This window comes from Pseudomonas sp. VA159-2, assembly GCF_024126635.1.
GTDB lineage: Bacteria > Pseudomonadota > Gammaproteobacteria > Pseudomonadales > Pseudomonadaceae > Aquipseudomonas > Aquipseudomonas muyukensis.
Window position 1 is genome coordinate 40,139 of the sequence record NZ_JAMYBV010000006.1, and the last position, 24,329, is coordinate 64,467.

The 24,329-nt window shown below is 67.2% G+C and carries 22 protein-coding genes; 6 read left to right on the top strand and 16 right to left on the bottom strand.

The genetic code is table 11. The features are described from left to right. Positions 1-22: 22 nt before the first annotated feature. Genes NJG22_RS07645 through NJG22_RS07690 form a run of 10 tightly spaced genes read right to left on the bottom strand, consistent with a single transcriptional unit; the run spans position 23 to position 11,135 of the window. The gene (locus NJG22_RS07645) at positions 23-1,069 is read right to left on the bottom strand and encodes a Gfo/Idh/MocA family oxidoreductase (RefSeq protein WP_253093472.1); all 1,047 of its coding nucleotides are present in this window, start codon (positions 1,067-1,069) and stop codon (positions 23-25) included. Then, a complete protein-coding gene (locus NJG22_RS07650) occupies positions 1,066-2,958 on the bottom strand; it encodes an asparagine synthase C-terminal domain-containing protein (RefSeq protein WP_253093473.1) in 1,893 nt (630 codons plus the stop codon). Before NJG22_RS07650 ends, NJG22_RS07645 begins: the two co-directional genes overlap by 4 nt. Beyond that, on the bottom strand, positions 2,955-4,313 hold the full coding sequence (locus NJG22_RS07655) for a UDP-N-acetylglucosamine 2-epimerase (RefSeq protein WP_253093474.1): 1,359 nt from the start codon (positions 4,311-4,313) through the stop codon (positions 2,955-2,957). The genes NJG22_RS07650 and NJG22_RS07655 overlap by 4 nt, the downstream gene beginning before the upstream one ends. 37 nt (positions 4,314-4,350) lie before the next feature. Next, positions 4,351-5,529, bottom strand: coding sequence for a hypothetical protein (locus tag NJG22_RS07660; protein ID WP_253093475.1), 1,179 nt, complete (start codon positions 5,527-5,529; stop codon positions 4,351-4,353). Then, positions 5,526-6,800, bottom strand: a complete 1,275-nt coding sequence (locus NJG22_RS07665) for a DegT/DnrJ/EryC1/StrS family aminotransferase (RefSeq protein ID WP_253093476.1) — start codon at positions 6,798-6,800, stop codon at positions 5,526-5,528. Before NJG22_RS07665 ends, NJG22_RS07660 begins: the two co-directional genes overlap by 4 nt. Next, the gene (locus tag NJG22_RS07670; protein ID WP_253093477.1) at positions 6,797-7,606 is read right to left on the bottom strand and encodes a glycosyltransferase; all 810 of its coding nucleotides are present in this window, start codon (positions 7,604-7,606) and stop codon (positions 6,797-6,799) included. Before NJG22_RS07670 ends, NJG22_RS07665 begins: the two co-directional genes overlap by 4 nt. Beyond that, complete coding sequence (locus tag NJG22_RS07675; protein WP_253093478.1) at positions 7,587-8,294, bottom strand: PIG-L family deacetylase; 708 nt, start codon at positions 8,292-8,294, stop codon at positions 7,587-7,589. The genes NJG22_RS07670 and NJG22_RS07675 overlap by 20 nt, the downstream gene beginning before the upstream one ends. Continuing rightward, positions 8,291-9,382 (bottom strand): glycosyltransferase, encoded by a 1,092-nt coding sequence (locus NJG22_RS07680; protein WP_253093479.1) that lies wholly within the window; start codon positions 9,380-9,382, stop codon positions 8,291-8,293. Before NJG22_RS07680 ends, NJG22_RS07675 begins: the two co-directional genes overlap by 4 nt. Next, positions 9,379-10,200, bottom strand: a complete 822-nt coding sequence (locus NJG22_RS07685) for a class I SAM-dependent methyltransferase (protein ID WP_253093480.1) — start codon at positions 10,198-10,200, stop codon at positions 9,379-9,381. Before NJG22_RS07685 ends, NJG22_RS07680 begins: the two co-directional genes overlap by 4 nt. Next, positions 10,197-11,135 carry an SPASM domain-containing protein gene (locus tag NJG22_RS07690; RefSeq protein WP_253093481.1) on the bottom strand — a complete coding sequence of 313 codons (939 nt, stop codon included), beginning with the start codon at positions 11,133-11,135 and terminating at the stop codon, positions 10,197-10,199. The genes NJG22_RS07685 and NJG22_RS07690 overlap by 4 nt, the downstream gene beginning before the upstream one ends. A gap of 533 nt (positions 11,136-11,668) precedes the next feature. Between NJG22_RS07690 and NJG22_RS07695 the strand changes: the two genes are divergently transcribed. Beyond that, positions 11,669-12,664, top strand: a complete 996-nt coding sequence (locus NJG22_RS07695) for a kinase (protein ID WP_253093482.1) — start codon at positions 11,669-11,671, stop codon at positions 12,662-12,664. A 16-nt stretch (positions 12,665-12,680) separates the two neighbouring features. Then, on the top strand, positions 12,681-13,400 hold the full coding sequence (locus tag NJG22_RS07700; protein WP_253093483.1) for a nucleotidyltransferase family protein: 720 nt from the start codon (positions 12,681-12,683) through the stop codon (positions 13,398-13,400). 98 nt (positions 13,401-13,498) lie between these two features. Here the strand turns inward: NJG22_RS07700 and NJG22_RS07705 are convergent, their stop codons facing one another. Then, positions 13,499-14,155: a CoA transferase subunit B gene (locus NJG22_RS07705; RefSeq protein ID WP_253093484.1), complete on the bottom strand. Its 657-nt coding sequence runs from the start codon at positions 14,153-14,155 to the stop codon at positions 13,499-13,501. A gap of 35 nt (positions 14,156-14,190) precedes the next feature. After that, a complete protein-coding gene (locus NJG22_RS07710; protein ID WP_217848263.1) occupies positions 14,191-14,889 on the bottom strand; it encodes a CoA transferase subunit A in 699 nt (232 codons plus the stop codon). Positions 14,890-15,009: 120 nt separating this feature from the next. On the opposite strand from NJG22_RS07710, the gene NJG22_RS07715 reads away from it, so the two are divergent. Together NJG22_RS07715 and NJG22_RS07720 are read left to right on the top strand one after the other, a co-directional pair. Next, positions 15,010-15,915 carry a LysR family transcriptional regulator gene (locus tag NJG22_RS07715; protein ID WP_253093485.1) on the top strand — a complete coding sequence of 302 codons (906 nt, stop codon included), beginning with the start codon at positions 15,010-15,012 and terminating at the stop codon, positions 15,913-15,915. Then, positions 15,903-16,724, top strand: a complete 822-nt coding sequence (locus NJG22_RS07720) for an aldo/keto reductase (RefSeq protein ID WP_253093486.1) — start codon at positions 15,903-15,905, stop codon at positions 16,722-16,724. Before NJG22_RS07715 ends, NJG22_RS07720 begins: the two co-directional genes overlap by 13 nt. 82 nt (positions 16,725-16,806) lie before the next feature. Here the strand turns inward: NJG22_RS07720 and NJG22_RS07725 are convergent, their stop codons facing one another. The 4 genes from NJG22_RS07725 to lexA are packed head-to-tail and all read right to left on the bottom strand — an operon-like array spanning position 16,807 to position 22,540. Further along, positions 16,807-19,881: an error-prone DNA polymerase gene (locus NJG22_RS07725; protein WP_253093487.1), complete on the bottom strand. Its 3,075-nt coding sequence runs from the start codon at positions 19,879-19,881 to the stop codon at positions 16,807-16,809. Beyond that, positions 19,878-21,296, bottom strand: coding sequence for a DNA polymerase Y family protein (locus NJG22_RS07730; RefSeq protein ID WP_253093488.1), 1,419 nt, complete (start codon positions 21,294-21,296; stop codon positions 19,878-19,880). The genes NJG22_RS07725 and NJG22_RS07730 overlap by 4 nt, the downstream gene beginning before the upstream one ends. A gap of 6 nt (positions 21,297-21,302) precedes the next feature. Next, positions 21,303-21,923 carry a translesion DNA synthesis-associated protein ImuA gene (gene imuA / locus NJG22_RS07735; RefSeq protein WP_253093489.1) on the bottom strand — a complete coding sequence of 207 codons (621 nt, stop codon included), beginning with the start codon at positions 21,921-21,923 and terminating at the stop codon, positions 21,303-21,305. After that, positions 21,923-22,540, bottom strand: a complete 618-nt coding sequence (lexA, locus tag NJG22_RS07740) for a transcriptional repressor LexA (protein WP_217848269.1) — start codon at positions 22,538-22,540, stop codon at positions 21,923-21,925. The genes imuA and lexA overlap by 1 nt, the downstream gene beginning before the upstream one ends. Before the next feature lie 118 nt (positions 22,541-22,658). Here lexA and NJG22_RS07745 point away from each other — a divergent pair, with 118 nt between their 5' ends. Continuing rightward, a complete protein-coding gene (locus NJG22_RS07745; protein ID WP_253093490.1) occupies positions 22,659-23,006 on the top strand; it encodes a metalloregulator ArsR/SmtB family transcription factor in 348 nt (115 codons plus the stop codon). A 21-nt stretch (positions 23,007-23,027) separates the two neighbouring features. Next, entirely contained in the window at positions 23,028-24,311 is a 1,284-nt protein-coding gene (locus tag NJG22_RS07750) for an arsenic transporter (RefSeq protein ID WP_253093491.1), read from the top strand. The last annotated feature ends 18 nt before the right edge of the window (positions 24,312-24,329 follow it).

Genomic DNA, 24,329 nt, shown 5'->3' on the forward strand with positions numbered 1-24,329 from the left:
CTATCCCCTCCCTGTTGATCGGCTATGGCTGCAGGAACACCGGCTGGCCGCTGCGGCTGGACTCGAGAATGGCTTCGGCCAACTGCACCGCGCGCAGGCCGTCGCGGGCCTGGCACACCGGCGGCGTGCCATGGCGGATGCAGGCGTACAGGTGGCGGTGTTCGTTGGGAAAGGCGTCGTCGTTGGTGCCCCAGTCGTGCTGCCAGGTCCAGGTGCTGACCGGCTGTTCGGGCCGGTCGTAGCGGTAGAGGCTCAGGACCTTCTCGCCCTGGGCGTTGGGAAACTGCAGCACGCCCTGCTCGCCGACCACATCGAAGCTCGGGCGGATCCCGCCGCGCCCCACGCACAAAGGCTCCCAACCCAGGCCGCTGGCGGCCCAGGACTCCGACCACAGCGCCTGGTCGCCGGCGACGAAATCGATCACCGCGATCACCGTGTCGTGGGCACTGGTCGGCCCGCGCTTGAGCTTGCGGGTCGAGGCATAGACCTTGTGTGCCGGGCCGAACATCCAGGTCACGAAATCCAGCCAGTGGGTGTGCTCGAACACCACCCCGCCGCCCAGCTCGGCATCGTGGATGGCCGGGCTTTCGGCCCCCTTGCACACCGCCCAGACATCGCGGAACACCAGCGGGCGCCCCAGCACGCCGCTTTGCACGACCTTGCGAAGGTTGCCCGCGTCGGCGGAAAAGCGCATCGGGTAGCCCAGCAGGAATACCCGCTGGCTGTCCTCGGCCACCCGCACCACCTCCTGGCATTGCGCCGAGGTCTTGGCCAGGGGCTTTTCGCAGAACACGTGCTTGTTGGCCCGCAGCGCCGCGATGGCCAGTTCGGCGTGGTTGAACGGCGGCGTCAGGATCCACACGCACTCGATCAGCGGGTCGTCCAGCACCTGCTGCAAGTGCTCGGTCCAGCCCGCTACCCGCCACTTGCGCGCCAGCGCCTGGGCCTTGCCCGGCACGCTGTCGCACAGGCAGCGCACGTCGAACAGGTCCCTGAGCTTGTCCAGCTCTTCCAGGTGCCAGTCGCACACCGTGCCGCAGCCGATCAAGGCCGTTCGTATCGCGCTCATCCGTTCCTCCGCAAGCTGAAGGCCCGGCTGCTGTCGAGCCATTGTTGAAACATCAGCACCGACCACAGCCGCTCTTCCCTGAAGTGCTCGCCGTGGTGCAGCAATCGCGTCCACTCCCAGCGCACCTGGGCCACGTCGAAGAAACCTTCGTCACCCAGGCGACCCGGCGCCAGCAGGTGCTCGGCCCAGTCGCGCAGGGGGTGGCGCAGCAGCGGGCTCACCCAGATGCTGAAGCCCAGCTTCTTGCGTTCGAGCAACGCCCTGGGGATGTACCGGTAGGCCACCTGGCGCAGCAGCCACTTGGAGGTGTGCTTGCGGTGCTTGAGGTGGTGGGGCAAGCCCCTGGCGAAGTCCAGCAGCGCCCCATCGAGAAATGGCATGGCCACCCGCAGGCCGGCATGCTCACAGGCACCGATGGTTTTCTGCGTCACTGGCGCGAGGAGGATTTCCCCCTGCACCTGCACCAACTGGTCGAGCAGCACCGACAACCGCGGTGGCTCGGCGTCGGCCCCCGGCCAGGGGATATCCCGCCAGCCTTCGCCGAGCACCAGCCGCCCGGGGTCCAGCACCCGTGCGCCGAGCACGCGCTCCACGTGCCCCAGGCCATTGCCGGCCAGCACGCCACGCACGTCCTCGAAAGCGTCACGGCCGGGGTCGTCCAAGGCCAGGCGCCGGCCCAGCCAACGGGCCAGGCTTGTCGCCAGCGGCGTCGAGCAGCGCCCGGCCAGCGCCAGGCCACGGCCCAGTGCAGCCCTGCCCCAAGGCGGCACGCAGCGTGCGCGGAGCACGCTGCGGTACAGGTCCAGGCGCTGGGCATACTCACCCAGCACGCAGTCGGCGCCATCGCCGGCGAACACCGTGTCGACGTAGTCGCTGGCGGCGCGGGCCAACAGCATCGAGGGCAGTTGCGACGAGTCGGCCAGGGGTTCGCCATAGGTAGTGGGGATGTCAGGCACCACGCCTGCCAGCGCCGCGTCATCAAGCCGGATCTCGTGGTGCAGGGTTCCCAGGTGGCGGGCGATGGCCGCAGCGTCCGGGGCCTCGTTGCAATGCATGCCGTGCAAGCCTGCGGTGAAGGTGTGGATGGGCTTGCCCAGGTTTTTCTGCAACAGCGCCGCGCCCAGGGTCGAGTCGAACCCGCTGGACATGAACGCGCCTGCCGTGGAGCCATCCAGCCGCGCCTCGACGGCCGCCAGCAGGTGACGCTCGAAGGTTTGCGTGGCCAGACCTGGGTCGATGGGGGTGCGCTGGGTGGTGGGCAGCGTTGCCCAGGACGAAGGCGCATAGGCTTGTTGCGCCACTTCGCCGCAATCATGTGCCGACAGCGCCACCCAGTGACCGGGCTGCAACTTGCGCACCTGCCGGTAGAAGGTATGCGGCGCCGGGACAAAACCGTAGCGCACGAACAGCGCCAACGTCTGCCGGTCGACTTCCAGCTGCCGGTGCAATGGCCGGAACGCGCCGAAGTCGCTGCTGAACAACCAATGCCCGGCGAGGCGAGCGTAGAACACCGTGCACTGCGTGGTACGGTCGCAGGCCAGCACCAGCCGCTGCCGCTCGGCGTTCCAGTGCGCCAGGGCGAACTTGCCGCTGATCCGGTTCAGGGTCGTCACCTCGCCCCAGGCCAGGAACGCCTGGGTCAGCAGTTCGCCATCGGTGCACGGCTGCGCCGCCAAGCCCAGCCAGCCCTGCAACTGGGCGCGGTTGAGCAATTCGCCGCACCACAGGGTGTGGCTGTGCGCGCTGGACGGCAGGTGGTCGGCCTCGAGCCCCAGGGCCTGGTACATGGGTGACAGCCAGGGCCGCAGATCGCCCACGCCACTGCCCAGCCCACCACACAGGCGCGCAGCCGCAGCCTTGGCGGCGGTGGCCAGCGCCGGGCGGTTCACTCTGGCACCCGCGGCAGGTACTGTGCCTGGGCGCCCGCCAGCACGGCAGGTGCCTCGTACACCTTGAGCAGCTCGGCGATCCCCTGCCCCACGGCCTGGCCATAGAGCGTGCGGCCACGCTGCAAGCCCGGCCAGGCCTCGGCCGCCGGGCGCGCCAGCACATCGCGCAGGTGGCGATGGACGAACGCCGCCGACAGCGGCGGCAGCAGCAGGTTGCTCTGCGCGTCGAGCACGGTCTCCGGGCGATCGGTGCTCAGGCGGCAGGTCAGGCAAGGCACGCCCAGCACCGTGGCCTCCTCCTGCAGGCCGCCGCTGTCGGTGTACAGCGCCAGGCAATGGCCGGAGGTCAGGAAGTGGATGACATCGGTGTAGTGCGGCCACATCGGCTGGACCACCACGCCGTCGAGCCGGACGTCGTCCAGCAGGCCAGCGAGCTGATGCTGGACCAGTGCGCCGTCGAGGGCGTTGCTACGCACCAGCACCACCTGCACCCCCTCGATGGCCAGTCGCCCCAGGGCCTGCAACACCGCCTGCAAGGCCTGGGCGGTCATGTTCTCGCGCCGGTGCAGGTCTACCCGCAACCAGCGCCCCTGGGCCAGCGCCGGGTACAGGCTGAACAGCGCACTGCGTGCCGCCCGAGGCAGGGCCAGACGCACCGCGTCGCTGCTCAGCGAACCGACCTGGCGCAGCTGTGGCAGCGGGTAGCCCTCGCGCAGCAGGTGCTCGACATTGCGCTCCACCGGGGCCAGCAGCAGGTCGCCGACCACGCTGGCCAGGGTGGTGCAGACCCCTTCAGGGAAGGGTTCTTCGTAGAACCGTTGCCAGCGCAACTGGCGTTGTTCGGCCAGCTCCTGCAGGTTCGCCCAGGCCTCCGGGGCCGGCCCGTAGCTGCGCAGCCCAGCCTCGACGTGCACGCTGCGCGCGCCATGGGCCAGGTACCAGAACTGGGCGAACAGCGCTGCCGTGGCGGTGTCCCCGGACACCAGCGGCACCGCGCTCTGGCGCAGGCCGCCGGCCTTGAGCCGGGCATCGAGGCACTCGATGGCCAACGCCAGCTGCGCGGTGCGGCCCAGCAAAGTCCCGCGGATGCCGAAGCTCACCGCCAGCAGGTGCTCGTAGCCCAACTCCTCCCTGGCCTGGGTCAGCACCGGGTCGTAGTGCTGGCCGGTGTCGACCAGCAGCAACGGCAAGCGCAACGCGTCGCAGGCCAACACCAGGCTGGCCAGCTTGATGTAGCACGGCTTGGTGGCGAGCACGATCACGTACAGCGGGCGCTGCTCGCGGTTGGCCTGAGCGATGGCTTCGGCCAGGCGGGCTTCATCCACCCAGGCCAGGTTGAAACTCGGTTCGGGCATCACGACATTCCTTATCGCGAGCGGTGGTCGGCAAGCTTTACTCGGTAACGCGCAGCGCGCTGTAGTAGCCCGCCTGCAACTTGGCGTAGGCCCGGCGGATCTCGCCTTCATCCACCCCCACCAGCGGCTGGCCCTGGCTCATGGCCGGCCGGCCGATACCGCGCAGCAGCACGAAGGGGTAGTGCCCGGCGTTCAGGCGAATGCGCCCGCGCTTGTTGTCCTGGCGGATGCGCGCCATGACCCGCTCGAACGACGGCGGACACTCCAGGCCCAGCGGCGCGCCGCAGCGCAGCAGCAACTGGGCATGCAGGTGCTCTTGCTGTTCGCTGAGCCAGCCACGTTCCCGGGCGATGGCGGCGGCCACCAGCATCCCCAGGCCGACGGCGTGACCGTGGGTCAAGGTGCCGGTCTCCAGTTCCAGGGCATGGCCGACGGTGTGCCCGTACTCCAGCACCACGCCCAGTTCGTGCTCCAGCGGGTCGTCCAGCAGCAGTTGCTGCTTGGCCTGGATCCCCAGCTGGACCAGCTCGATCCAGCCGGCCGGCGAGGTGTCCGCGGCCAAGCGTTCGAGCGCCGGCACGGTCGCGGCATCGAAGGCCAGGCCGTTCTTGCACAGTTCCACCACGCCGGCGGAGAACGCCGGCGCCGGCAGGCTCTGCAGGTACTGCACATCGACGCAGCACAGGCTGGCCGGGTGGTACAGGCCGTACATGTTCTTCGCAGCGGTGCCGTTGACTGCCTGCTTCTGCGACAGCACCGAGTCGGACATTGCCAGCAGCGTGGTCGGAATGTGTACCAGGCCAATGCCGCGGTACAGCAACCCGGCCAGCATGCCGGCCAGGTTGCCGGTCAGGCCGCCGCCGAATGCCACCACCACCGAACGCCGGGTCGCGCCACCGGCCACGGCCTGGTCGAGCAAGCCCTGCAGCACGCCGAGGGTCTTGGCCGCCTCATCCGCTTCCACCAGCAGGCAGGTCACCGGCAAGTGGCGTTGCAGGGCATCGAGCAACGGTGCGCCCCACAGTTCGTAGACCCGTCGATCGGCCACCAGCAGGATATGCGCCGCCTGCTCGCTGACCCGCTGGGCGATCTGTTCGGTGAAGCGGTAACCCAGCAGCATTGGCATGCGCTGCTCGCCGAAGCGGAAGTCCAGGGCGCGCACTGGCAGCTCCTGGGGCGATCGCCGTGCCGGTACATCCTGTAGAAGCGAATTCATTGCCCCTCTCCTTGACGTGCACGCAGTTCGTGCGCGTGCTCCTTGACCTTGGCGAACGCCTGCGCGACATGGGCCATGGCCTGGTCGTCGGCGAGGAACAACCAATGGGCCAGCATTACGTGCTGGCGATGCGCGGCCTGTGCGCACAGCAGCGGTTGCGGCACCCGCGGGGCCGTCAACAGGCGCTGGGAATGGCCGGGGGCGAGCACCGCGAACCTGTCCATCGGCGGATAAGGCGGGTGCACCCAGCAGCCCAGTTCGGCAGACAGTGCCCGGCACGCTTGCGCTATCGCCACGCCCTCGAATTCGGGGCCTTCCAGGCGCACCGGAAAGTGGTACAGGGTGGCCCGCTCGGTGCCTTCGGCAGTCTGCTGGAAGGCGAACCCGCCGATTTCCTCGAGGAGCTGGCGCAAGCGCTGGGCCTGGCGGGCGCGCTGGGCGTTTTCATGGTCAAGGTCTTCCAGGCGGCTGAGCAGGATCGCCGCCTGGAGTTCGCTGAGGCAGGCGTTCTGGGCAAAGCCCTGGCCGCCCTCCTCCAGGGTCATGTAGCCCGATGGCACCGCATCGGTGACCCGCTGCCGACCGTCCGCGCGCAGGCGGAAGATCCGTGCGGCAAGGTCTGGGTCGTTGCAGATGCAGGCACCGCCCTCGCCGCTGGTCAACACCTTGCCATTCTGCATGCTGAAAGTGCCGACCGCGCCGAGCGTCCCCACATGCCGCCCCCGCCACTGGGCGCCATGGGCCTGGGCACAATCCTCGATCAGGTGCAGGCCGTGGCGCCTTGCCATCGGCAGTAACGCATCCAGGTCGGCGATGGCGTTGTACAGGTGCACCACCATGATCGCCCGGGTACGCGGGCTGATCGCCGCCTCCACCGCATGGGGGTCGAGGCACAGCGAGTGGGGGTCGATGTCGACGATGACCGGCACCGCGTTGATCGCCAGCACCGCGCTGGCGCAGGCCACCCAGGTCAGCCCCGGGACGATCACCTCGTCCCCGGCGCCGATGCCCAGGGCCTGCATGGCCGCCATCAGGGCGTTGGTGCCGTTGGCCGTGGGCACGCAATGGCGCACGCCGTTGTAATGGGCAAAGGCCTCGGCGAAGCGCTGGTCCCAGGTCGGGCTGGCGTCGGTCTCCAGACCACTGACCGACCAACGCCCGCTGCGCATCACCGTGAGCAGGGCACGCTCGCTGGTCAGCGTGGACTGCGGCCATTGTGGCCAGGCCTGGCGATGCACCGGGGTGCCACCGAACAATGCCAGGCCGCTCATGGCTGGGCTCCGGCGCAGGCCTGGGTCGGGCCGCTGGTCTGGCGCAGGTTGGACACCCCGCCCAGGTAGTAGCGCACGGTGGCGCGCTCGGAGCAGGCGAACTTCACCCCTTGCTCGCGCACCCGCTGGAACAGCTTGTCGTCTTCACCGACCCGCAGGTCCACCTCGCGCTGGCTGAAGCGCTGGTCGAAGCCCAGGTTGCGCAGGCACTCGGTGCGGAACAGCCATTCGTTCATGTCCACGGTGGCGCAGCTGTCGGGCGCCTCGGGGCCGCGCACACCGTCGCGCATCACCGGGCTGCCAGGGTTGAAGACGCCGTGGGCCAGGCCCCAGCGGTACATTCTGTTGGCCACCAGCGGGTCATCGTGCCAGGGGTAATGGGTGAAGGGGAACGGCGTGCCGTCCGGGTTGAGCACCTGGCGCCAGGCATGGGCCGCCTGCAGCTGTGGATCTTCCAGGCACTGGCAAAGGGTCTGCAGATGCTCAGGCTCCAGTGCGTTGTCATCATCGAGGAACGCCACCAGCGGTTGCTCCACCTGGGCCAGCGCCGCGGCCCGCAGGCGCGCCATGCGCTGCGAGGAAGCCCCCTGGAAAGGCTGCCCTTCGAGCGGCTGCCACACCACCCGCTCGCGCCACCCCGCCAAGGCTGGGTGCGCGCGCAGTGCCATGGCCCGCTCGGACAGGATGCGGTGCTCGACACGCAGGCCGCCCTGCTGCGCGGCGACGCTGGCGATACAGCGTGCCAAGGCCTGTGGACGGTCCACGGCGAAGGTCAGGATACAGATATCAGCCAAGGGTCCAGACACGTTCACCTCCGATCGAATGAGCATGGGTTGCCACCGCGGCCAGGTCTTTTTCCGCCACCTGGGAGGCATAGCCGGCCAGGTGCCTGAGTTTTTCCGGCAGCCAGTCGGCCAACGGCGTGAGCAAGGGCCGCAAGCCTTGGGCGGTGTGCGCCAACTGCTGCGCCAGGGCATGCGCCGACAACTCGCCGGCATAGGGCAAATCTTCATAGAACAGCAGCGGGCAGACCGCGGCGAACACCCGTTGCGCCGCCCAGCGCGTGAGCAGGTGGTCGATGTGCCCGCCTACCCCCAGTGGCGCATAGACCCTGGCCGGCCGGGCCTGCCCCAGGCGCTGGCGCAGCCGCTGCTCCAGGCGTTCGAGCGCCGGATCCTCAGGTGTCGCGCCGTCGGCGATGAACAGCGAATCGACATCGGGATAACCCCGCAGCGGGGCTTCGGCCAGGTCCAGGCACTCGTGGGCCAGGTGCAGCGCATCGCAGAAACGCGCTTCTTCAGCCTGGCGCCAGCGGGAAATCTGCGCCTGGCTCCTGAGCGTCGGAGCGTAGGGGGCGAACCGGCTCTGGGAAAAGATCGTCAACAGGCGCACCTGCTGCTCTCGCTCCGCCCCGCTCAGCAAGCGCCCCGCCAACGAATAGGCAATGTCGTCGCAGTGGGGCGACAGCAGCCAGACTTCGCCGCGGCGGCTCATGCCCGCGGTACCGTCGCCAGCACACTGGCATAGGCCGCGCTCAGGGTGGCCAGCGCCCGCTGCGGCGCGAACTGCTGCTCGAAGCGCTGGCGCAACTGCCCACCCAGTATCCTGCGGCCCTGTCCGCTCAGTGCATCGGCCAGGGCATCGGCCATGGCGCGGGTGTCGCCGACCGCCGTCAGCCACGGGTACCCCTGCCCGCACACCCAGCGCGCACCGCTGGTCGCCGAGGCCACCAGCGGCCGGCCCCTGGCCGCCAGTTCCAGGAGCGCGACCGGCGCGCCTTCGAACAGTGAGCTCAGCACGAACACATCGGCGCTGGCCGCCACCTCATCGATGCCGCCGAAAGGTTCGAAGCCGCCGGCAAAATCCACCGACGCCTCGATGCCCAGCATCCGCGCCAGATTCTCCAGGCGCCCACGGTCCTCGCCTTCGCCCCAAAGGCGCAAGCGGGCGCGTGGGCAGCGCTCAAGCAGCAAGGCGAAGGCCGCCAGCAGGAACTCCAGGCCCTTTTCCGCCGACAAGCGCGAAATGCACCCCACCACCTGCCCCGGCTCGCGCAGTGCCGGAACCTTGGCAGGCGCACTGAGCAAAGTGTTGGCCAGTACGCTGACGCTGCCCCGGTAGGCGTAGTGTTCGTGAGCGTGAATGGCTGCATCGGGGTTGAGCAGCAACAGCCCGTCGAGCTCATGCAGGCGTTGTTGCAACGTATTCGGCAGCCACCAGCAGCGGGGGCTCAGGTCGGTGGGCTCCCAACCGATGACCGGCACCACCGTGCGCTGGTCCAGCCATGCCAGGCAATGGGCTTCGATGGGCATGAACTGGATCAGGTCGGCGGACCGTGCCGCCAGCAGGCACGCCAGGGCGTCGGCCATGGCCGCCGGGCTGCCATGTGCATCCTGAACCAGGCTCAGGCCCTCGACCTGCAACAGTGCTCGCCATGCCGGGTGCACTTCAGGCCCGGTGAGCAAGCGCAGCCCGTGACCAGCGCCAACCACCAGCCGGGCAAAGGTCACGGCCGCATATTCACTGCCGCCCAAGCTGGCCAGCGAAGGCACCACCCAGATCAGCTCCAGCGCAGGCTTCATGAGCGTATCAACTGGAAGAACCCGCCCTGCTCACCCGGCACGCCAGCAAGCTCGCGCCCGCTGCTGCACTCGACCGCGAAGCCGGCCCGTTGCGCGGCGTCGACCAGTTCGGCATTGCTGTGGTTGCGCTGGCGGATGGTCTTCCAGTCGCGCCGCGCTTCGTGCCCATGGATATCGATGAAACTGTACAGCTGGTGGCTGACCAGCCAGCGGCTTTCGGGGTCGTATTCCTCCCACCCCATCATCGCCACATGCAGTTGCCCCTGTTCGCCGGCGATGCCACCCGCCAGGCCATGGCTCTGCAGGGGCTTGGGGAATGGCGCCGAGGCTGCGGCCAGGCGGGCCGCCGAGCGTTCGCGCATATCGGTCAGCAACTGGCCGCCGGGGCGCAGCGCGGCATGGGCGATGGCCATGAAGCGCCGCAACTGGTCGAGGTCGAAATGGGTCACGAAATCATCGGCGGCCACCAGGGCATCGAAGGTCGCCCGCAAAGGTTCGTCGAGCACACTGCCGCGGGCCCAGCTCAAGCGTGCCCGGGGCTCGGGCGCAAGGCCACCGGCCTTGGCAGCCAGGTAGCCCAGCATCGCCTCGCTGATGTCCACCCCGTGCACCCGGTGGCCATCCTCCAGCAGCGGCAGGGCCAGGCGCCCGGTGCCGCAGCCGATGTCCAGCACCTGACGCGCCGGCCCGCGCAGTTGCTCGCGGTACCAGGCGATGGTGTCGGCGGAGTCGGCGTCCCCGGCGCTGGCATCGAACAAGGCCGGGTCGTAGAAGTTCGCCAGCCAGGGCGGGTCGAGGGTCATGTCGCGAAGGTTCATAGGGTCACCCGGTAGTTGGCCCACTCCGGCTCAAGCCAGTCTTCCAGGTCCATGTAGCGGCGCTCGTAGCACCAGTTGCAATCGGCGCACTGCTTGATGGCCGGCCCGCCCAGGCGCTGCTGATGCTCGGCGCGCAACTGGCGCATCTCGGGGCCATTCCAGAAGGCCGCGAAACCACCCTGCTGCCAGTCGCCGAAGGTGAACTCGTCGCGGCCGTTGAGGTGGTCGCAAAAACCCAGGCGCCCCCGGCTGTTGATGTAGAGGTATTGCCAGGGATGGATGCAGACCTTGTTCACGGCATGGGGCTGGATGCTGGCCGCGGACAGCGCCGCCGACAGCTCGAGTTGCAAGTGGTGCCGGCGTTGCAGTTGGGCGAGCCGCGCCATCACCGTGGCGACCTTTTCGCTGTGGTGCTCCAGGCGGTTGGGGTCTTCATCGGGCGCCCACAGCGGTTCGAACTTGAACCGGCGTACGCCCAGTTCCATACCCAAGGTGACGATGGCTTCCAGTTCGTCGAGGTTGCGCCCGCTGACGGTCACGCACAGGTAGAGTTTTTCCGCCGGGTCATGCCCGGCCTCGCGCTGGGCTTCGGTGAGCTGGCACAGGTTGCCCAGCACCTGCCGAAGGTCGGCGCCACCACGCAGTTCGCGAAACAGCGGCGCCGTGGCGGCATCGAACGAAACACCAACGGTGATGCCCTCATGCCCCAGGCGTTGCCACAGCTGCGGTTTGCGCACCACCGCGTTGGTGATCAGCTTGAGCTTGACCGGATAGCCCAGCGCCACGTCCAGGTAGTCGAGAAAGCCAGGCACGATGGTGCTTTCGCCCCAACCACGCAAGTCGACGAACTCGGCGCTGGGAAACAGCGCGGCCGCCATTTCCTTGAACATCGGCAGCGGCAGGATATTGCCCTTGACCGGGCTGCAACGACACATCGGGCAGACCAAGTTACAGCGGTCCGTCAACTCGACGTAAATAGCTCGCGGCAGTTCGGCATGGGTTACCGGATCACTACAGGCACTTTTAAGCTGAATAAACTGAACATTATCAGTCATGACCTGACGCCCCCACTTCCCTGTTTGTCCGCGGGACCAAGAATTTGACTCTTCCCTAGCCTCGAACCCGAATACTTGCTGTCTACCAGGCGCGCGGTGAAGTTCTACGATAGCACTGGATTTCTACGGCGCAATATTTTTCGACCCCATGAAAAGCCAACTAAAACCCTGCCGACCAACGGCACAAGAAGGGGCTTAAGGCCCTGCTAAGCTGGGCACTCAGCGCGCCGCCAATGTGCAAACAAACTTCATGATGACTAGTGCTTTTTAGATAACCCGAAGACAATAAGCTTATCGCCCAGGCCGGGAATCCGCCTAAGTAAAAACAGCCTTGGATGGCGCTTGCATTGTGAGCCACTCGCACAATGAATCACGCCCCACATACACAATTGTATATTGGGAGTCGCTCGCCTTTGATTATTACCCGCACGCCTTATCGCATTTCTTTCTTTGGCGGTGGCACGGATTATCCCGCCTGGTACAAAACCCATGGCGGCGCGGTACTGTCCACCGCCATCGACAAGTATTGCTATATCAGCTGCCGCCACCTGCCACCGTTCTTCGAACATCGGTTCCGCATTGCCTATTCCCGAATCGAGAACGTGATGCACCCCCGCGAGATCGAACATCCCGCGGTGCGCGCGGTTTTGCAGTACCTGGGCTGCGAGGACGGCCTGGAGATCCATGTCGACGGCGACCTGCCGGCCCGCTCGGGCATGGGTTCCAGTTCCTCCTTCACCGTCGGCCTGCTGCACGCGCTGAAGGCCCTGCAGGGCCACGCCATCGCCCGTGAAGCGCTGGCCAGGCTGGCCCAGCATGTAGAGCAGCAGGTCATCGGTGAAAGCGTCGGCTCCCAGGACCAGATCGCTGCCGCGGTCGGCGGCTTCAACCGCATCGACTTCCTGCGCGGCGATGGCGGTTTCACCATCACCCCGGCCGATGTGCCAAGGCCTCGACTCGAGGCGCTGCAAGATCACCTGATGCTGTTCTTCACCGGGTTTTCCAGGATCGCGGCCAAAGTTGCCCAGTCGAAGATCGACAACCTGGGCAACCGTGTCGCTGAGCTCAACCGCCTCCATGCCATGGTCGACGAGGCGCTCGCCATCCTCCAGGGCCCCGGCCCCTTGGAGGCCATTGGCGAGTTGCTGCATTGCAGCTGGCTGCTCAAGAAGAACCTGTCGAACCAGGTCAGCAATCAAGACATCGACCACCTCTACAGCATTGCCCGGTCGGCGGGCGCCATTGGCGGCAAGCTGCTGGGGGCCGGCGGTGGCGGTTTCATGCTGCTGTTCGTCCAACCCGAGCGGCAAGCCCAGGTCCGCGAAAGCCTGCGCGACCTTGTCCATGTGCCCTTCCGGTTCGAGCAGTCCGGCAGCCAACTGCTGCGCTACCAGCCCAGCGCCCCCTGATACAGGAGCCCAAGACATGTCCATACGTACCGCGGTGGTTCTGGCCGGTGGCCTGGGCACACGCTTGCGCAGCCTGGTCAGCGACGTACCCAAGCCGATGGCGCCCATCGCCGGCAGGCCGTTCCTGGAGTACCTGTTCGACTACTGGATCGACCAGGGCGTCGAGCGCTTCGTGCTCTCGGTCGGCTATCGCCACGAAGCGATCGTCGAGCACTTCGCAGGACGCTATCGTGGCGCCACGCTGCACTATGCGCGGGAGCCGCAGCCCTTGGGCACAGGCGGCGGATTGCTGATGGCGCTCGAACACCTGACCCAGGCCGACGAGCACTTCCTGCTGCTCAATGGCGACACCTGGTTCGCCCTGGACCTGGCCAGGTTTGAGCAATTTGCCGAGCAGCATCACGCAGACTGCTGCCTGGCGCTCCATCGCAATGGGGAACCGCGGCGGTACACGGGCATCACCCTGGATGACAAGGGGCACGTCCTGGCCTTTGCCCATGCCAGTGCCGATGCGCGGGCATGGATCAATGGCGGGGTCTACTGGATGCGCCGGGCGTGCCTGGAGGCCCTCGCTCATCGTGCCGGGCAGGCGCTGTCATTGGAGCAACAGTTGCTGCCGCAGTGGCTGGACAGCGGCTTGAATGTACTGGGCTTCGTGGCGTCGGGGCGGTTTATCGATATCGGGGTGCCCCATGATTATCAGCGAGCGAGTGCGTTGATCAATGCGCCGCGTTAGGCGGGTTCGACGAAGGTTTTGCAGTGTTCATGAGGTCGAGCGCCGCGCGGGCGGCGCTCGGTCTTCAGAGCACTACAAAGCTGTCGACTCGCACACGATCAGAACGTCATTTCCTGCACATCGTCCGGCACGATCAGCTTGCCGGCGGTCTTCTCGATGATCTCCTCGACACTCACCCCAGGCGCGGTCTCGCGCAGGATGAACGCGCCATTGTCGATCTCCAGGTAAGCCAGGTCGGTAAGCACCTTGCGGATGCAGCCGGCACCGGTCAGCGGCAGGCTGCAGCGCGGCAGCAACTTGGACTCGCCGTCTTTCGAGGCGTGGGTCATGGTGACGATGATGTTGTCGGCACCGGCCACCAGGTCCATGGCGCCGCCCATGCCCTTGACCAACTTGCCGGGGATCATCCACGAGGCGATGTTGCCCTCCACGTCCACCTCGAAAGCACCCAGCACGGTGAGGTCGACGTGGCCGCCACGGATCATGGCGAAGGACTGCGCCGAGTCGAAGATCGACGCGCCGCGGCGGGCGGTCACGGTCTGCTTGCCGGCGTTGATCATGTCGGCGTCGAGGGTGCTTTCGGTGGGGAATTCGCCCATGCCCAGCAGGCCGTTTTCCGACTGCAGCATCACGTCCATGTCGGCAGGCACGTAGTTGGCCACCAAGGTGGGGATGCCGATACCCAGGTTGACGTAGTAGCCGTCCTTCAGTTCACGGGCGACGCGTTGCGCCATTTGTTCGCGGGTCAATGCCATGGTCAGGATCTCTTTGTTGTTCTTGAGGGCGGCGCTCAGGCCTTGACGGTGCGCTTTTCGATGCGCTTCTCGAAGGTGCCGACAATGACCCGGTCGACATAGATGCCCGGAGTGTGGATCTCGCTGGGCAGCAACACGCCTGGCTCGACGATCTCCTCGACCTCGACCACGGTGATCTTGCCAGCGCTGGCGGCCAGGGGGTTGAAGTTCTGCGCGGTGTGGCGGTACACCACGTTGCCGTAGTGGTCGGCCTTCCAGCCCTTGACGATGGCGAAGTCGCCGGTGATGGATTCTTCGAGGATGTACTTGCGGCCCTTGAACTCGCGCACTTCCTTGCCTTCGGCGACCGGGGTGCCGTAGCCGGTGGCGGTGAAGAAGGCCGGAATACCGGCGCCGCCTGCGCGCATCTTCTCGGCCAGGGTGCCTTGGGGGGTGAGCTCGACTTCCAGTTCGCCGCTGAGCAGCTGGCGTTCGAACTCGGCGTTCTCGCCGACGTAGGAGGCGATCATCTTGCGGATCTGCCGGTCCTCGAGCAGCACGCCCAGGCCGAAGCCATCGACGCCGCAGTTGTTCGATACCACGGTCAGGCCCTTGACGCCGCGGCGCTTGATCTCGGCGATGAGATTCTCGGGGATGCCGCACAGGCCGAAGCCACCGGCCAGCACCGTCATGTCGTCGGTCAGGCCAGCCAGGGCCTGTTCATAAGTTGCTACACGCTTGTCCAGTCCGGCCATGCTCAGTCGCCTTTTGTAGTTGTTGGAACCGTACGGTCATCTTCACTGTAGTCGACTGATTTGTTAATTTTGTTTTCGTCATCGATTGATAATTTTTTCAAAACAAAGGTCGAGCCTGTCATGAACGTCAAGCAGCTGCGTGCCTTCGTCACCGTGGCCAAGTACCAGAGTTTCGCCCAGGCCGGCGAGCACCTGCACGTGTCGCAACCGGCCCTGAGCCTGACCATCAAGGCCCTGGAGGACAACCTCGGCGGCGCCCTGCTCACCCGCACTACCCGCAGCGTCAGCCTGACACCCGAGGGCGAGGTGCTGCTGCCCCTGGCCCGGCGCCTGCTGGCTGACTGGGACGACACCGAGGAGATGCTGCGCCAGCGCTTCACCCTGCAACTGGGCCGGGTGTCGGTGGCGGCCATGCCGGCGTTCGCTGGCAACCTGCTGCCGCAATCGCTGAAGGTGTTCCGCCAGCGTTATCCCAAGGTCAACGTCACCGTGCACGACGTGATCAACGAGCAGGTGCTGGAACTGGTGCGCCATCGCCGCGTCGAACTGGGCATCGGCTTTGAACCCGAAAGCAGCGAGGCGCTGCGGTTCCACCCGTTGTACATGGACCGCTTCGTCGCCGTGGTGCCCGCCGACTCGCCACTGGCGCGCCAGCCGCAGGTGCGCTGGCAGGAACTGCTGGCCGAGGACTTCATCGCCCTGCAGCGGCCCTCGGCGGTGCGCTTGCTGCTCGAGCAGCACCTGGCCGCCGGCCATGGCAAGCTGGCGGTGGCCTTCGAGAGCCACCAGCTGGCAACCATCGGCCGCATGGTCGCCAGCGGCCTGGGCGTCAGCGCCGTGCCGGCCCTGTGCATCGAGCAGATGCAGCAGTTGGGCGCACGCTGCGTGCGGTTGGTCGAGCCCAGCGTCGAGCGGCGCATCGGCGTGATCGCCCTGAGCGATCACAAGCTGTCGAAAGCCGCCGAGGCGCTGCTCGATGTCCTGCTTACCCATACCCATCCACAGGAGGTGATATGCGTTACCTGAATCTGGCGGGCAGCCGCGTTCCGCTCATTGGCCAGGGCACCTGGTACATGGGCGAGGACCCGGGGCGCCGGGCCGCCGAAGTGGCGGCCCTGCAACAAGGCATCGACCTGGGCCTGACGCTGATCGACACAGCAGAAATGTATGCCGAAGGTGGCGCCGAGCAGGTGGTCGGCCAGGCCATCGCCGGGCGCCGCGAGCAGGTGTTGCTGGTCAGCAAGGTCTACCCGCACAACGCCAGCCGGCGCGGTGTGCCGGCCGCCTGCGAGCGCAGCCTGAAGCGGCTGGGCACCGACTGCATCGACCTATACCTGCTGCACTGGCGTGGGCAGTACCCGCTGGAGGAGACGGTGGAAGCCTTCGAGCGGTTGATCGAGCAAGGCAAGATCCGCCGTTGGGGCGTGTCTAACTTCGACCTGGACGACCTGCGCGAGCTGGACAACGCCGCCTGCGCCAGCAACCAGGTGCTGTACAACCCGGCCCAACGCGGCATCGAGTTCGACCTGCTGCCCTGGAGCCGCGCGCAGCAGTTGCCCACCATTGCCTATTGCCCGCTGGCCCAGGCCGGGCGCTTGTTGCGCCATCCGCTGCTGGCCCAGGTTGGCGAGCGCCATGGCGCCACGCCGGCCCAGGTGAGCCTGGCCTGGGTGACCCGCGGCGAGGGTGTGATCGCGATTCCCAAGGCGGTCAGCCCGGACCACGTGCGCCTGAACGCACAAGCCGCCGAGCTGGTGCTGAGCGAGGAAGATCTACGGGCCATCGACCAGGCGTTCGCGCCCCCGACCCGCAAGCAGCGCCTGGCGATGGTCTGAGCCCACCTGTAGGCGCCAGCCTTGCTGGCGAACCAAGCGCTGTGGTGGCCGGGCCTTCGTCTCAGGTTTTTTCGTGCAGGGCCTAATGAAAATCCCGACTACGCACATCCAGCCCCTGCAATAACGGGCTGATGTCCTCCAACCGCCGGGCAATCAGGTGCCGCACGCCCTTCTCCTGCTCCAGCCGCCCGCTGACCTTGAGCAACCGTGCCCCCACCAGCGCCCGCCGTTGCCGCTCGGCCAGGTCGCGCCAGACCACCACGTTGACCATCCCTTGTTCATCTTCGAGGGTGACGAAGGTCACGCCGCTGGCGGTTTGCGGGCGCTGACGGCCGACCACGATACCGGCCACCGCCACGCTGTCGCCATGCGCGACGCCCGCCAGCTCATGGCTACTGCGGCAACCCAACGCCCGCAGACGCGGGCGCAGCAGCGTCAAGGGATGCGGCCCCAGGGTCGTGCCCAGCGTGTGATAGTCGGCCACCAGGTCCTCGCCCAGCGTCGGCACAGGCAATTCAACCGCGGCTTCCGGCGCCCCCTCGAGCTGGGCGAACAACGGCAACTGCGCCTGCACCGCCGCCACTTGCCAACGCGCCTGGTGCCGGTCGCGGGCCAGGGCGCGCAGGGCTCCGGCGTCCGCCAGTCGCGCCCTGGCCCTGGCATCCAGCCCGGCCCGCAGGCACAAGTCCTCGACATCGCGCCAGGGCCGCTGCGTGCGCGCCTGTTCCAGGCGCCTGGCATCCGCCTCGCTGAAGCCACGGATTTGACGCAGGCCCAGGCGAATCGCCAGGACACCCTCGCCCACAGGCTCCAGGGTGCAATCCCAGGCGCTGTGGAACACATCCACCGGGCGCACCTCGACGCCCTGGCGACGAACGTCCTGAAGCAACTGGTCAGGGCTGTAGAAGCCCATCGGCCAGCTGTTGACCAAGGCGCAGGTGAAGATCGCCGGCTCATGGCACTTGAGCCAACTGCTGGCATAGCACAGCAAGGCGAAGCTGGCGGCGTGGGACTCGGGGAAGCCATAGCTGCCAAAGCCCTTGATCTGCTCGAAGATGCGCTCGGCGAAGGCCCGTTCGTAGCCATTGCGCAACATGCCGTCGATCAGCCGCGCCCGGTGTGGCTCCAGCCCGCCATGGCGCTTCCAGGCCGCCATGCTGCGGCGCAGCTGGTCGGCCTCGCCGGGGCTGTAGTCGGCGGCGACCATGGCCAGCTCCATGACCTGTTCCTGGAACAGCGGCACGCCCAGGGTGCGTTCGAATACGGCCTTGAGCTGTTCCGAGGGGTAGGTGACCGGTTCCTGTTTCAGCCGCCGGCGCAGGTACGGGTGGACCATGTCGCCCTGGATCGGCCCGGGGCGCACGATCGCCACCTCGATCACCAGGTCGTAGAACTTTTCCGGTTTCAACCGCGGCAGCATGGCCATCTGCGCCCGTGACTCGATCTGGAACACGCCCATGGTCTCGGCGCGGCCGATCATCGCGTAGGTGGCCGGGTCTTCCTTGGGCAGGGTCGCCAAGCGGTAGTGCTGCCCGCGGTGCAGGGCCATCAGGTCGAAGCAGCGGCGCAGCGCGCTGAGCATGCCCAGGGCCAGGACATCGACCTTGAGCAGGCCGACCATGTCCAGGTCGTCCTTGTCCCACTGGATCACCGTGCGCCCGGCCATGGCCGCGTTTTCCACCGGTACCAGCTGGTCCAGGGGCTGTTCGGAAATGACGAAGCCACCTGGATGTTGCGACAGGTGCCGGGGGAAACCGATCAGTTCGCCAGCCAGCACCAGGATGCGCCGCAACGACGGGTTCTGCGCGTCGAACCCGGCCTCGGCCAGGCGTTCGGCATCCGGGATCCGGTCACTCCAGCGCCCGCAGCACTTGGCCAGGGCATCCACCTGGTCGCTCGGCAGCCCCAGCACCCGCGCCACATCGCGCACCGCCCCCGCGGCGTGGTAGCTGCTGACCACCGCCGTTAACGCCGCACGGTGCCGACCGTAGCGCCGGAAGACGTACTGGATGACTTCCTCGCGCCGGTCATGTTCGAAATCCACGTCGATATCCGGTGGCTCGTTGCGCTCGCGGGACAAGAAGCGCTCGAACAGCAGCCGGTGCTCCATTGGGTCGAGTTCGGTAATGCCCAGCACGAAGCACACCACCGAGTTGGCCGCCGAACCGCGGCCCTGGCACAGGATGCGCTGGCCACGGGCGAAGGCGACGATATCGTGGACGGTAAGGAAGTAGCTCTCGTAGCCCAGTTCCTCGATCAGCGCCAACTCCCTGTCCAGCACCTCGCGCACCTTGGCGCTCGGCCCCTGCGGCCAGCGCTCGGGCAGGCCGCGCTCGCACAGCGCGCGCAACCAGCTGGCCGGGCTCTGGCCCGCGGGCACCAGCTCGCGGGGGTAGTGGTACTGCAGCTCGGCCAGGTCGAAGCGACAGCGCTCGGCGAGCAGCAGGGTCTGCGCCAGCAGGTCCGCCGGGTACAGCTCGCGTAACTGCTCAAGGGTACGCAGGTGGCGCTCGCCATTGGCGAACAGGAAACGACCGGCCTCGGCCACCGGGCAATGCGCACGGATGGCGGCCATGCAGTCCTGCAAGGCGCGCCGGCCGCGCACATGCATGTGCACGTCGCCACAGGCCACCAGCGGTATGCCCGTGCGCAGGCCCAGGGCGCGCAGCGCGGCCAGGCGCCCCTCATCGTCGACACCGCGATGCAGGTGCACCGCCAGCCACAGGCGTTCAGCGAACAGCGTTTGCAGCCAGGCCGCGTCGCCGCCCTCCGCCGCCGCGACCCACAACGCCAGCAACCCCTGGTGATGGGCCTCGAGGTCCTCGGCGAGCAGTTGGTAAGCGCCCTTCTCGGCCCGTCGCCGCGCCCGGGTGATCAACGCGCAGAGGTTCTGGTAACCCGTGAGGTCCTGCACCAGCAGGACCAGCTTCGGCCCGTGATGCACCTGCACCTCGCTACCGATGATCAGGGCGAGCCCATGCTGCTTGGCCGCCTGCCAGGCACGGACAATACCCGCCAAGGAGCATTCATCGGTGATCGCCAGGGCCTGGTAGCCCTGCTCGCGGGCTCGGCGAAACAGCTCGTCGGCGCTGGAAGCGCCGCGCTGGAAGCTGAAGTTCGACAGGCAATGCAGCTCCGCGTAGCCCGGCGCCTTCATGCGAACCAGCCTTGCAACCACAACGGCCCGGGCGCCGCCAGGTCGCGATAGGCCCAGCCACGCAGGCCATCGCGGGTTTCGACACGGTAGTAGTCGCGCCGCACATCGCCGCCGTCCCACCAGCCGGACTCGATGCGCTCGGCCGGCCCCAGCCACTGCAGCCCAGCCTCGCAGAGCAGCTGGGGCGCGGGCAGCAACCAGCCGGGGCGACTGCCGGGGGCCAGCAGCAGGCGCCCCTGGGCACCCTGCTGCGCCGCTTGCCAGGCGCATTCGGGGCGATGATCGGCTTCGGCGCGCAGGCCGCTGACCGCGTCATCGCCCAGCCGCGCACGCAGGCGTTCGCGCAGTTGCTCCCAAGGCTGCGCCTGCTGGGCCCGGGCCTCGAACAAGGCCTGGTGCTGGGGCACGAAGGGAGGCAGGTCGGCGGCCAGCAGGCGCAGGTTGCGCACCGCTGCCGGAATGCGCAACGGCTCCAGGCGCCCCCGGGCCAGTTCGAACAGCATCGCCGCGTCGCGCTCGGCGGCCAGCAGGCCGACCTTGAGCACGGTGTCTGGCCCTTGGGCATGCTCAAGGTGCAGCTCGAAACGCTGCACACCGCAATCGCGCCCGCCAAGGAACGCCGCCAGGTCGTTGATCAGGCGGCGCAAGGGGAACAGCAACGCCTGGTGCGACTCGACGTCGAAGTTCAGCTCCAGGCGCGCCTCGAAGCGGTCGGGGGGCTGGTAGAAATCCAGGCCCAGGGTGCGCAAGCCAAGCAACTGATCCAGGTGCAACTGCACCTGGGCACTGAAGCGCCTGGCCAAGGCCTCGCGCGGCAGGGCCAGGACCTGCCCGAGCCGACGCAGGCCCATGCGGGCGAACGCCTCGGCCGCCTCCGCCGGCAAGCCGACCCGCGCCACCGGCATGTTCAGCAAGGCGTCGCGCGTGCGCTGTGGGCAGGTCAAGGCCAGGCCGTCATGCCCATTGGCGAGCATCCGCGCCGCCACCGGGTTGCTGGCCACGACGATGCGCTGGCGCAGCCCCAGCTCGGCCAGTTCATGGCGCAGGCGTGCCTCGAACAAGGGCCAGGGGCCGAACAGCTGCAGGCTCGACCCCACCTCCAGCAACAAGGCCCGAGGGTAATGCAGGCTGACCTGTGCACTGAAGCGATAGGCCCAGGCGGCGAGCAACTGCTGGAGCTGCTCGAGGCGCGCCGGCTCGACCTCGACACAGCTGAAGCCATCGGCCAGGGCGCGGGCAGCCGTCAGCGTCTGCCCGGCGCGCAGGCCCAGGGCCCGTGCCGGCTCATTGACGGCCTGGAGTACACGGCGTTGGGTCGGTCCGCCGATCAGTGCCAGCGGCGTATCAGGGTCGTCACGCTCACGCAGGACGGTGTCCAGCGCCAGCTGGGGAAGCAGGATGCAGGCCCAGAGCATGATCCATCACCCCCGCCCCGGACAGGCGATCGGCGCCGCCGGTGGCAGGCCGCCCCGGCACTTGAGCACGCGCCATTGTGCCGGCCGGGTGTCGATGGCGATGCGCAGGGCCGCAGGCGACGGGTTGTGCGCGGCCTGCTGCCCGCGGCAGGCAAAGGCCAGGGCCTCGCCGGTCTCCGCCGCGACTTGCAAGCGCCGCAGCGCGCGGTCATCGGCGCGCTCCGGCCAACACAACACCGCCGCGCAGCTGCCCGAACGCAGGCATTGCTCCGCCGCCCACAAACTGTCGCTGCCCTGGGCCGCGACCTGCACCAGCCAACCCAGGTCCACCCCCGCCGCCTGCCAGGCCGGCGCATAGGGGATGAAGGGTGGCGCCACCAGCACCACCCGCTCACCCGCCGTCGTCAGTCGTGCCAGCGTCGGCCACAGCAACTGCAGCTCGCCGCTGCCTGGGCTGGCCAGCAGCAGTTCGCTGAGCGCCGCGGGAGGCCAGCCGCCATCGGGCAGCCGCGCATCGAGGGCGGCATGGCCGCTGGGCTGCAAGGCCTGCGGGTGCGCCTGGGCTTGCCGCCCGCGCCAGACCTGGCGCTGGTCGAGCAGCCGCTCGAGGTCGATTACCGCGCCCATCAATCGCGCCTCAGCAGGCCGCAGAACACGCCCTCGATGAACAACTCGCGCTCCGGACCGACGTCGATCGGCGCATAGGCGGGGTTGCGCGGCAGCAGTCGATAGCCGTCACGGGTGCGTTGCAAGCGCTTGATGGTCACCTCGCCATCGAGCCGGGCGACCACGATCTGCCCATCGCGGGCCTCACCCTGCTGGCGAATGCCGACCAGGTCGCCGTCGAAGATGCCGTCGTCGATCATCGAGTCGCCACGCACCTTGAGCAGGTAGTCCGGGGTGCGGCGGAACAGGCTGGGGTCGAGCAGCAGTTGCTCGTGGATGCCGAGGTCCGGGCCGATGGGGGCACCTGCGGCGACCTGGCCGAGCACGGGCACCTCGAGGATTTCAGGGCGGCGCAAGGGTTCGGCCAGGCGGATGCCCCGCGCCTGGTTGGGGGTGACGTCGATGAAACCAGCCTGGTGCAGGGCGGTGATGTGTTTGCGCGCCACGCTGCGCGAGGCGAAACCGAAGCGCTCGGCGATGTCGGCCAGCGACGGCGGCTGGCCTTGATCGGTGATGCGCTCGCGGATGAACGCGAGGATGGCGCGGCGTTTGGGGGTCAGATTGTCCATGGAGCACATTTGTACTCTTTTCGGGTAACGTTGAACAGCCCCCTTCGTCGCGGCCGTTCAGGCCAAATGTACTTGTATGATATATGGAAATTCGTATATTCGACTTTCCATATGTATTGGTGCAGCCATGATTACCCCGCCCGATGTGTTCAAGAGCTTATCCGACGAGACCCGTGTTCGCGCCACCCTGCTGATCACTAGCCTCGGTGAGCTATGTGTCTGCGAGCTGATGTGCGCGCTGAACGACAGCCAACCCAAGATAAGCCGCCACCTCGCGCAACTGCGCAGCAATGGCATGCTGCTGGATCGCCGCCAGGGTCAATGGGTGTATTACCGCCTGAACCCGGATCTGCCCGCTTGGGTGCATGAAATGTTGCAGGTGACCTTGCAGGCTAACTCACAGTGGTTGGCAGACAACTCTCTTCGGCTGAAGAACATGGACGGCCGCCCCGTTCGTGACGCTGCCTGCTGCTGATCATCACAGAGCGAGATCTACATGCTGGTCGCAATTGCCGTTTTTGTTTTAACCCTCATCCTGGTCATCTGGCAACCGAAGGGGCTTGGCGTTGGCTGGAGTGCCGCGCTTGGCGCCCTCATCGCCCTGGCGGCGGGTGCCGTTTCGCTGCACGACATCCCGACCGTATGGGCCATTGTCTGGAACGCAACCGCCACTTTCATTGCCGTCATCATCATCAGCCTGCTGCTGGACCAGGCCGGTTTCTTCGAGTGGGCCGCGCTCCACGTGGCGCGCTGGGCAAACGGCAGCGGCTACCGCCTGTTCGCCTTCTGCGTGCTGCTCGGAGCTGCCGTGTCGGCGCTGTTCGCCAATGACGGTGCGGCACTGATCCTCACACCTATCGTCATGTCGATGCTGCTCGCGCTGCGTTTCTCGCCTGCCGCGACACTGGCCTTTGTCATGGCCGCCGGCTTTATAGCCGACACGGCGAGCCTGCCGCTGGTAGTCTCCAACCTGGTGAACATCGTCTCGGCCGACTACTTCAAGCTGGGCTTCAGCGAATACGCCTCGGTGATGGTGCCGGTGAATTTCGCCAGCGTGGCCGCAACCCTACTGGTGCTGTTCCAGTTCTTCCGCCGTGATATTCCGAGGCAGTACACGGTCGCGGCCCTGAAGACGCCAAGCGAGGCGGTTCATGACCGCGCAACCTTCAAAGTCGGTGGCGGGGTGCTGCTGGTGTTGCTGATCGGCCTGTTCGCCCTGGAACCACTGGGCATCCCGATCAGTGCGGTAGCCGCAGCCTGTGCGGCGATCCTCTTTGCCGTCGCCGCTCGCGGGCATCGTATCTCGACCCGCCGGGTACTGCGCGAAGCGCCCTGGCAGGTGGTGATCTTCTCTCTCGGCATGTACCTGGTGGTTTACGGGCTGAAGAATGCCGGCCTCACCGACATGCTCACCCACCTGCTTGATCACCTTGCACAACAAGGGCTGTGGAGTGCCGCCATCGGCACCGGGTTGATTGCTGCATTGCTGTCCTCGGTCATGAATAACATGCCCAGTGTGCTGTTGGGCGCCTTGTCGATCCAGGCCAGCGAGGCGCAAGGGCTGGTGCGTGAGGCGATGATCTACGCCAACGTCATCGGCTGCGACCTCGGCCCGAAAATCACCCCCATCGGCAGCCTCGCCACGCTGCTCTGGCTGCACGTGCTGGAGCGCAAAGGCATGCGCATCACCTGGGGTTACTACTTCAGGGTCGGCATCCTGCTGACGCTGCCGGTTCTGCTGATCACCCTTTCGGCCCTGGCATTGCGCCTGAGCCTCTGACATCCGCCACGAAGCGCA

What these genes read in the sequence shown, in the direction of transcription:
- NJG22_RS07645 (WP_253093472.1), bottom strand. Translation starts at nt 1,069, where the DNA reads ATGAGCGCGATACGAACGGCCTTGATCGGCTGCGGCACGGTGTGCGAC.
- NJG22_RS07655 (WP_253093474.1), bottom strand. Translation starts at nt 4,313, where the DNA reads ATGCCCGAACCGAGTTTCAACCTGGCCTGGGTGGATGAAGCCCGCCTG.
- NJG22_RS07660 (WP_253093475.1), bottom strand. Translation starts at nt 5,529, where the DNA reads ATGAATTCGCTTCTACAGGATGTACCGGCACGGCGATCGCCCCAGGAG.
- NJG22_RS07665 (WP_253093476.1), bottom strand. Translation starts at nt 6,800, where the DNA reads ATGAGCGGCCTGGCATTGTTCGGTGGCACCCCGGTGCATCGCCAGGCC.
- NJG22_RS07675 (WP_253093478.1), bottom strand. Translation starts at nt 8,294, where the DNA reads ATGAGCCGCCGCGGCGAAGTCTGGCTGCTGTCGCCCCACTGCGACGAC.
- NJG22_RS07680 (WP_253093479.1), bottom strand. Translation starts at nt 9,382, where the DNA reads ATGAAGCCTGCGCTGGAGCTGATCTGGGTGGTGCCTTCGCTGGCCAGC.
- NJG22_RS07685 (WP_253093480.1), bottom strand. Translation starts at nt 10,200, where the DNA reads ATGAACCTTCGCGACATGACCCTCGACCCGCCCTGGCTGGCGAACTTC.
- NJG22_RS07690 (WP_253093481.1), bottom strand. Translation starts at nt 11,135, where the DNA reads ATGTGTCGTTGCAGCCCGGTCAAGGGCAATATCCTGCCGCTGCCGATG.
- NJG22_RS07700 (WP_253093483.1), top strand. Translation starts at nt 12,681, where the DNA reads ATGTCCATACGTACCGCGGTGGTTCTGGCCGGTGGCCTGGGCACACGC.
- NJG22_RS07705 (WP_253093484.1), bottom strand. Translation starts at nt 14,155, where the DNA reads ATGGCATTGACCCGCGAACAAATGGCGCAACGCGTCGCCCGTGAACTG.
- NJG22_RS07710 (WP_217848263.1), bottom strand. Translation starts at nt 14,889, where the DNA reads ATGGCCGGACTGGACAAGCGTGTAGCAACTTATGAACAGGCCCTGGCT.
- NJG22_RS07715 (WP_253093485.1), top strand. Translation starts at nt 15,010, where the DNA reads ATGAACGTCAAGCAGCTGCGTGCCTTCGTCACCGTGGCCAAGTACCAG.
- NJG22_RS07720 (WP_253093486.1), top strand. Translation starts at nt 15,903, where the DNA reads ATGCGTTACCTGAATCTGGCGGGCAGCCGCGTTCCGCTCATTGGCCAG.
- NJG22_RS07725 (WP_253093487.1), bottom strand. Translation starts at nt 19,881, where the DNA reads ATGAAGGCGCCGGGCTACGCGGAGCTGCATTGCCTGTCGAACTTCAGC.
- NJG22_RS07730 (WP_253093488.1), bottom strand. Translation starts at nt 21,296, where the DNA reads ATGCTCTGGGCCTGCATCCTGCTTCCCCAGCTGGCGCTGGACACCGTC.
- imuA (WP_253093489.1), bottom strand. Translation starts at nt 21,923, where the DNA reads ATGGGCGCGGTAATCGACCTCGAGCGGCTGCTCGACCAGCGCCAGGTC.
- lexA (WP_217848269.1), bottom strand. Translation starts at nt 22,540, where the DNA reads ATGTGCTCCATGGACAATCTGACCCCCAAACGCCGCGCCATCCTCGCG.
- NJG22_RS07745 (WP_253093490.1), top strand. Translation starts at nt 22,659, where the DNA reads ATGATTACCCCGCCCGATGTGTTCAAGAGCTTATCCGACGAGACCCGT.
- NJG22_RS07750 (WP_253093491.1), top strand. Translation starts at nt 23,028, where the DNA reads ATGCTGGTCGCAATTGCCGTTTTTGTTTTAACCCTCATCCTGGTCATC.